The organism is Thermovenabulum sp. (assembly GCF_049701175.1).
Taxonomy (GTDB): Bacteria; Bacillota; Thermosediminibacteria; order Thermosediminibacterales; family Thermosediminibacteraceae; genus Thermovenabulum.
Window position 1 is genome coordinate 21,853 of sequence record NZ_JBNATW010000030.1, and the last position, 6,750, is coordinate 28,602.

A 6,750-nucleotide genomic window follows, 5' to 3' on the forward strand; every position below is an offset into this window, starting at 1 on the left:
AACATATTTTGTAAGTTTACAAAAATATTATAACAGAAAAATTAAATAAAGGCATTAATCAAAAACTATAAAATAAAAAAGGGATTATTAATAACCCCTTCTAAATTTAAAGATTTTTACTTTTCTTTGAAAATTAAGTTTTGGAAGACCGACAATTTTAATGTTTTCCTTTAAATATTCAAATAAGGATGCAGTTAAAAAACAAATAAGAGCACCTATAATTACGCTGAATATAACCGAATTGCCGTGATTTAAAGCCAATTCCAAATTTAAGCCCAAGGTTGCCGGTAAGCCAACGATGTTTCTATAATTTCCTAAAATATCTGTAAAGTATGGAATCCACGAAATAAATCCCCATAAAATTCCAAGCAACAATCCTTTTTTTTGAATTCCAGAAATCATGTTTCCACCTCCAAAAGGTAATAGGCTTATTAAATAAATATTCAAAAATTTTATATCGTATTCGACAAAAAATCATAATTTTAAAATCCATTGAATAATGATTTATTAGTATTGGAGGTGGAAATGTGAAGAAAGATCATAGAAAAAGATTTATGGTAATTATTAATTTGATAATAATTATTTTTTTATTTTATTGCTTTTATATTTCCAATTACGAAAACGCAATAAAGGTTTTTTCTTTTTTCGACAGATTAATTCCTATATACAGGGTTGAGGCTCAGGAAAAAAGGATTGCAATATCTTTTGATGCTGCTTGGGGTGCAGACCAAACACCAGAAATATTAGAGATATTAAAAAAATATAATGTAAAAACAACCTTCTTTTTGGTTAAAATATGGATGGATAAATATCCCGAGATGACAAGGCTCATTGCATCGGAAGGCCATGAAGTAGGGAATCATTCGGCAACACATCCTCATATGGGAAAGCTTTCAAAGGAAGAAATTATAAAAGAAATTCAAACAACTCATAATAGGATAAAAGAGCTAACAGGCCAGGACTGCAAAGTATTTAGGCCGCCTTTTGGAGATTACAGCGACACATTAATAAAAACAGCACAAGAACTCGGTTATTATGTAATACAATGGGATGTGGATTCCTTAGACTGGAAGAACTTAAGTGCCTCTGCGATATACGATAGGGTCATAAAGAGAGTAAAGCCCGGTTCGATAGTACTTTTCCACAATAACGGCAAAAACACTCCTCAAGCTCTAAAAATGATTCTTCCTGAATTAAAAAAACAAGGGTATGAAATAATACCCGTTTCAGCTCTCCTTATTAAAGGGGATTATTACATAGAAAAATCTAATGGGGAAATGAGAAAAAGGCTTTGAAATAAAATTGTTGACGTTTTGTATTTTGTAAAATTATAATGGTTGTAGGAGTTAAGTTCTTTTTTTTTATAAGGGGTTGGTTGTATGATGGAGCCCAAAATTCTTGTTGTTGATGATGAAAAGAAAATAGTAGAATTAGTGAGGCTTTATTTAGAAAAAGAGGGATACAGGGTAGATGAGGCTTATGATGGGCAAACTGCTTTAAAAAAGATAGAAGAAAATGATTATAATCTTTTAATTTTGGATTTAATGCTCCCGGAGGTAGACGGTTGGACTATTTGCAGAAGTGTTAGGAAAAATTCTGATGTCCCGATAATTATGCTTACTGCAAGAGGAGAAGAATTTGACAAAATTTTAGGTTTTGAATTGGGAGCGGATGATTATATAGTAAAGCCTTTTAGTCCAAGAGAATTAGTAGCAAGGGTCAAAGCCTTGCTCAGAAGACTTGGGCCCAAAGAAGAAAAGGAAGTCTTGGATTTCCCTGGACTTTATATCGAGCCTTCCTCAAGAACTGTAAAGGTAGACGGTAAAGAGGTAAATTTAACGCCAAAGGAATTTGACCTTCTTTATTTTCTTGCTAAAAATAAAGAAAAGGTGTTTACCCGGGAAAAGCTCCTGGAAGAAGTTTGGGGATATGATTTTTACGGAAGTTTGCGGACAGTAGACACTCATATAAAGCAGTTGAGAGAAAAATTAGGAAGGAGCAAAGCCGCTTCTTATATTGTTACTGTTTGGGGTGTAGGTTACAAATTTGAGGTGGTAAGGTGAAAATAAAGATAAAAAACAGCATACTCTGGAAATTATGGGTTTTTATCAGCCTTATTTCTATAATTGCTATTATTTTTTCTGGTTTAATTTTGTCAAAATTCTTTGAAGAATTTTATTTTAGGTTAAAGGAAAATGAGCTTATCAATGAAGGACAGCAGTTAATTTCTTTAATTATGCGCGGTTCAAACGTTGAAGAATTTATCGATATAACAAAGTTTATAAATGCCCATGCGGTTTTAATAGATAGAAGGGGAACCATAATCGTCTGCTCTAAATATTTTCACCCTAAACTGGGAATGCTCCTTGATAAAAATGAACTAAATAATATTCTTAACGGAAAAATATTGATAAAAAGGGGCTTCTTGCGGGGTGTGGAAAACCCCATGCTTATGGTAGCTATGCCTGTAACAAGTGACGGAAATATTATAGGTGGACTTTTGCTTTTCTCTCCAATGGCTGCCTTGAAGTCCTCCGTATGGGAAATAAGAAGGTTAATTCTTCTTTCTGCATTTTTTGCAATACTTCTTTCATCAGGGACAAGCCTTGTTTTTTCTAAAAGCATAACAAAGCCACTGCTTTCTATGAAAGAAGCTGCTGAAGAGATGGCAAAGGGCAATTTTGATAAGAAAGTCGAAATAGTTGAAGATGATGAAATTGGCACCCTTGCAAAGACCATGAATTTCCTTTCTGATGCTTTAAAGAAAAATTTGAATGCGTTATCAAAAGAAAAGGATCAGCTAAAAAGTATTTTACTTGGAATGACGGATGGGGTTGTTACTTTTGATGAAAACAACAATGTGGTTATGGCAAACTCTCAGGCTTTCGAGTTATTAGGAATAAAAGATACTGATAATTTTAATGAAAAGGCCTATGACATTTTAAAGGGTGTTCTTTTGAAATTGAATAACGCAAAAGATAATATTATTGTAGAGGAATTAAATTTAAACGGTAAAATAATTTTAGCAAAAGTCTCGCCATTGCTTAGTGATGGTGTGAGGGGTGCTGTTGTAGTAATTCAGGATATTACTAAAGAAAAGAAATTAGAAAACTTGCGGAGAGAATTTGTGGCCAATGTATCGCATGAATTACGGACACCGTTAACCTATATTCAGGGTTATTCTGAAGCCATATTAGACGGCATGGTGGAAGACAAGGAGGCACTTTTAAATTATATAAATATCATTTTGGAGGAAACTTTAAGGCTAAAGCGTCTTGTAAATGACCTTCTGGATCTTTCACAAATGGAGTACGGTCAAACAACCCTAAAAAAAGATAAGTTTTCTATTCAAAGGCTTATTGAAAGAGTTGTCCAAAAAATGCACAATCTTGCGGTTCAAAAGGATGTAAAATTCATATTAAATTTAAAAGAAACACCTCTTCTGTATGCAGATGAAGATAGGATAGAACAGGTTTTAATAAATCTTATCGACAATGCATTAAGGTATTCACCTGAGGGTGGAAATATAACAATAAGCACCGAGCTTGATCACGAGAAAAATATAGTTGTTTCTGTAAAAGATGAAGGGCCGGGTATTCCAGAAGACGAATTACCCTATATATGGGAAAGATTTTACAAAGTAGACAAATCAAGGGCAAGGCAAAAGGGAGGGACAGGCCTTGGGCTTGCTATAGTGAAAAGCATTATTGAAAATCATAAAGGCAAGGTATGGGCAAAAAACGATGAAAAGGGAGGCAGTATTTTTTATTTTTCATTGCCTTGTCAGGAATAAATAAAAAAGTAAAAGCCCCTTTTAGGGGCTTTTTATTACATTTCTGCCAATACTTCATCTAATGGAGTGTAAGGCAAATTGTGGGCTTCAGCAACTGCTTTGAATGTTATTTTACCATTTAATACATTGACACCTTTTGCTAATGCCTTATTTTCAACCACAGCTTTCTTCCATCCTTTGTTTGCAATTTCAACTGCATAGGGTAATGTAGCATTTGTTAATGCAAATGTAGAAGTTCTCGGTACGGCGCCGGGCATATTTGCAACAGCGTAGTGTATTACTCCGTGCTTTACAAAAACAGGGTCTGCATGAGTTGTGGGATGATCTATGGTCTCTACACATCCACCCTGATCAATAGCTACATCTACTATTACACTTCCGGGTTCCATTGCTTGTACCATTTCTTCTGTAATAAGTTTTGGCGCCTTTGCGCCGGGTATTAAAACTGCTCCTATAACAAGATCAGCTTCGCTAACTGCTTTCATAAGGTTGAAACGGTTTGAATACAAAGTTTCAACCCTGCCTTGATAGATGTCATCTAAGTAGCGGAGCCTATTTGTATTAACATCGAGAATCGTAACTTTTGCCCCCATGCCTACTGCTCTCTTTAATGCATTCATTCCTACCGTTCCTGCACCTACAATAACTATTGAAGCAGGAGGCACGCCGGGAACCCCTGATAGTAAAACACCTTTTCCTCCTCTAAATTTTTCAAGGTAAATGGCCCCTTCTTGAATAGCTAACCTGCCAGCTACTTCGCTCATAGGGGTAAGTAAAGGCAAGCTGCCGTCTTCTTTTTGTACAGTTTCATATGCAATTGCCACAACCTTTTTTTCCATTAAAGCTTTTGTAAGTTCGGGTTCGGGTGCAAGGTGTAAATAGGTGAATAGAATAAGACCTTCTCTGAAATATTTGTATTCTGAAGGTAGAGGTTCTTTTACTTTTACAATCATCTCACTGTTTTCCCAAACCGAAGCTGCATCGGATAATATTTCTGCTCCTGCTGATTTGTAGCTTTCATCAGATATACCGCTTCCTTCTCCCGCACCTTTTTCGATTAATACTTTATGTCCCGCTCTGACAAGGGCGTCTACACCAGCGGGAGTTATTGCAACACGGTTTTCTTGGGCTTTAATTTCCTTTGGAACACCTACAATCATATTATTAATCCCCCTATATTTTATATTTTTAATTCTTCATCCTGGTGTAAAAATTATATAATGCAAGAATCAAGCCAACTATCAAAACAAGAGAAATATTATACAGGAAATCTGTTAAAAAGGGAAATTGGAAATAAAAGTTTCCACTTTGGAAATATAATTTGTTATTTAATCGTTAAGGCTTATACCGTATTTTTTCATTTTTTTGATAACCGTTGTATGGGAGACACCCAAAATTTTTGCAGCTTTTCTTGCACTTTTCCCTTGGGAAAGGGCTCGTATTAAAGCCTCTTTTTCCGTTTCATTTACAATATCTTTTAATTGAAAATATTTGCCTGAAGTAGGATTAAAAAAGGTAGGAGAATTTATAATTATTTCTTTTTCAGTTATAATATCTTTTTTACAAAGGTTCATTGCCCTTTCCATAACATTTTCCAACTCCCTAATATTTCCGGGCCAGTCATAGTGTAATAAGTATTCTAAAGCGTTTGGTGCTATGCCCTGAATGGATTTATTGAATTTAATATTAAATTTTTTTATAAAATAATCTACCAGGACAGGTATGTCTTCTTTGTGCTCCCTCAAAGGCGGAATAAAGATGGGTATGACATTTAACCTGTAAAATAAGTCCTGCCTGAAGTCTCCCCTAACTATCATTTCTTCTAAGGGCCTGTTGGTTGCAGCTATTACTCTAACATCTATTCTAATTTCTTCCATTTCTCCCAGACGCCTTACGCTGTTTTCCTGCAAAACCCTCAAAAGCTTTACCTGTATATGAGGTGGAATTTCAGCAATTTCATCTAAAAAAATGGTTCCGTGGTGAGCAAATTCAAAAAGCCCTGGTCTACCTCCACGCCGAGCGCCTGTGAATGTGCCGTCAGCATAGCCGAAAAGCTCGCTTTCCAATAAAGTATCCGGGATAGCAGCACAATTGACGGCTACAAAGGGGTAATCCCTCCTTTCACTTTCCATATGAATGGCCCTTGCAAAAAGCTCTTTTCCAGTGCCGCTTTCTCCACGCAGTAAAATGGTTGAATCCCCTTTAGAAACGGTTTTTGCCAGTTCTACAATTTCTTTCATTTTTTTGCTTTTATAAATTATGTCTTCAAAAGTGATCATGACCGGCCTTGTGAGTGAGTGAGCAAGACGCCTAACATCTGACATTTTTCGCAAGGTTATGACGGCGCCGTCAGCTAAACCTTTGTCATCAAAAATGGGTTTAACATTTAGCATTACCCTCAGGGGCCCCTTTGGAGTGGTTAAAACTATTTCCTTTTGTTCAATACTTTTACCTTTTTCTATATTTTTTATGATTTCATCAGGGAAATCCGATATTGCTTTTATGGATTGTCCCATTGGAGGGTAATCATATCCGAGAAAAATTGAAGCTTTGTTATTACAGGTTGTAATTATTAAATTTTTATTTACTGATATTATGCCTTCTTCTACTGAATTTATTACTGTAAGTAAATGTTGCTGGGCAAGTTCATGGGGAAGCCATTCTACAGGGGTAAGTTCGTAAACATCTTTAATATTCCTTATTTTTTCTAAAATATCCTTTAATTTTAAGTCCGGTATGGGTTCGAGGTATATATATATTTCTCCCTGCTTAACGGATAAGGAAAGAATATTGGCCCCGCAACTTGCGACAGCTTCGGAAACATCTCTAACCATTCCAACTCTGTCCTTGAACCTTATTCGGTATCTAAATTTTTTCATTTTCAACCCCCCGAAAGGATTTACTGTTATGTCAAATTAAGGTATCAAAATTACATACCAATAACCTATAAAACATTG

6 protein-coding genes are annotated in these 6,750 nt (G+C 35.3%); 3 read left to right on the top strand and 3 right to left on the bottom strand.

The features are described 5' to 3' along the window. Window positions 1-87: 87 nt before the first annotated feature. Window positions 88-402, bottom strand: coding sequence for a hypothetical protein (locus tag ACPLVF_RS09960; protein WP_424907687.1), 315 nt, complete (start codon window positions 400-402; stop codon window positions 88-90). A gap of 125 nt (window positions 403-527) precedes the next feature. On the opposite strand from ACPLVF_RS09960, the gene ACPLVF_RS09965 reads away from it, so the two are divergent. The 3 genes from ACPLVF_RS09965 to ACPLVF_RS09975 all read left to right on the top strand — a co-directional run bounded on the left by ACPLVF_RS09965 (window position 528) and on the right by ACPLVF_RS09975 (window position 3,793). Continuing rightward, complete coding sequence (locus ACPLVF_RS09965; protein ID WP_424907688.1) at window positions 528-1,295, top strand: polysaccharide deacetylase family protein; 768 nt, start codon at window positions 528-530, stop codon at window positions 1,293-1,295. Window positions 1,296-1,379: 84 nt separating this feature from the next. After that, window positions 1,380-2,063, top strand: coding sequence for a response regulator transcription factor (locus ACPLVF_RS09970; protein ID WP_424907689.1), 684 nt, complete (start codon window positions 1,380-1,382; stop codon window positions 2,061-2,063). Beyond that, complete coding sequence (locus ACPLVF_RS09975) at window positions 2,060-3,793, top strand: ATP-binding protein (protein WP_424907690.1); 1,734 nt, start codon at window positions 2,060-2,062, stop codon at window positions 3,791-3,793. Before ACPLVF_RS09970 ends, ACPLVF_RS09975 begins: the two co-directional genes overlap by 4 nt. A 35-nt stretch (window positions 3,794-3,828) precedes the next feature. On the opposite strand, the gene ald is transcribed toward ACPLVF_RS09975, so the two are convergent. Then, window positions 3,829-4,953: an alanine dehydrogenase gene (ald, locus tag ACPLVF_RS09980; RefSeq protein ID WP_424907691.1), complete on the bottom strand. Its 1,125-nt coding sequence runs from the start codon at window positions 4,951-4,953 to the stop codon at window positions 3,829-3,831. A gap of 168 nt (window positions 4,954-5,121) precedes the next feature. After that, window positions 5,122-6,672: a sigma 54-interacting transcriptional regulator gene (locus tag ACPLVF_RS09985; protein WP_424907692.1), complete on the bottom strand. Its 1,551-nt coding sequence runs from the start codon at window positions 6,670-6,672 to the stop codon at window positions 5,122-5,124. Window positions 6,673-6,750: the final 78 nt, after the last annotated feature.

What these genes read in the sequence shown, in the direction of transcription:
- ACPLVF_RS09960 (WP_424907687.1), bottom strand. Translation starts at nt 402, where the DNA reads ATGATTTCTGGAATTCAAAAAAAAGGATTGTTGCTTGGAATTTTATGG.
- ald (WP_424907691.1), bottom strand. Translation starts at nt 4,953, where the DNA reads ATGATTGTAGGTGTTCCAAAGGAAATTAAAGCCCAAGAAAACCGTGTT.
- ACPLVF_RS09985 (WP_424907692.1), bottom strand. Translation starts at nt 6,672, where the DNA reads ATGAAAAAATTTAGATACCGAATAAGGTTCAAGGACAGAGTTGGAATG.
- ACPLVF_RS09970 (WP_424907689.1), top strand. Translation starts at nt 1,380, where the DNA reads ATGATGGAGCCCAAAATTCTTGTTGTTGATGATGAAAAGAAAATAGTA.